General features: G+C 56.4%; 2 protein-coding genes. One reads left to right on the top strand and one right to left on the bottom strand.

The window, feature by feature from the left end; genetic code table 11:
* Nucleotides 1-82: GNAT family N-acetyltransferase (locus AF337_RS41165; protein ID WP_244471353.1), on the bottom strand; the 82-nt coding region annotated here is incomplete at its 3' end.
* A gap of 195 nt (nt 83-277) precedes the next feature.
* Between AF337_RS41165 and AF337_RS41155 the strand changes: the two genes are divergently transcribed.
* The coding region (locus AF337_RS41155; RefSeq protein ID WP_152971264.1) for a DUF2200 family protein at nt 278-417 on the top strand (140 nt) is incomplete at its 3' end.

The following is a 417-nucleotide window of genomic DNA, read 5'->3' as shown; positions in this document are numbered from 1 at the left end:
GATCTGCTACGTCCAAGGCCGCGTGCACAAGCTCGGATGCGTATCCGTGTCCCCATACGTCAGGCCGAAAATAGTATCCAATCTCGAAATCATCCGGGCCACCTATGAGGGCTCATCGGAAGACAATGGCCGCAATCTACTTGCGGCCTTGGCACCTGATGCGACGTGGACGGAAGCCGAAGGTTTCCCCTACGCTGGTACCGTTGTCGGCCACTTGTTGAGGTCTTGAAGTCAGCTATCTCACGCCCGAAAATATCTGGAACCTTGAGGAGCACGCATGACGAAGCATCGGATCTATTCAGTCAGCGTCGCCAGCGTCTATCCCCACTATGTCGCCAAGGCAGAGAAGAAGGGGCGCACGAAGGCAGAGGTCGATGAAATCATCCGTTGGCTGACGGGGCATAGCCAGCAGAGCCT

This window comes from Rhizobium ecuadorense (assembly GCF_001187535.1).
In the GTDB taxonomy this organism is placed as follows: Bacteria; Pseudomonadota; Alphaproteobacteria; order Rhizobiales; family Rhizobiaceae; genus Rhizobium; species Rhizobium ecuadorense.
This window is presented reverse-complemented; position numbering and strand designations above follow the sequence as displayed.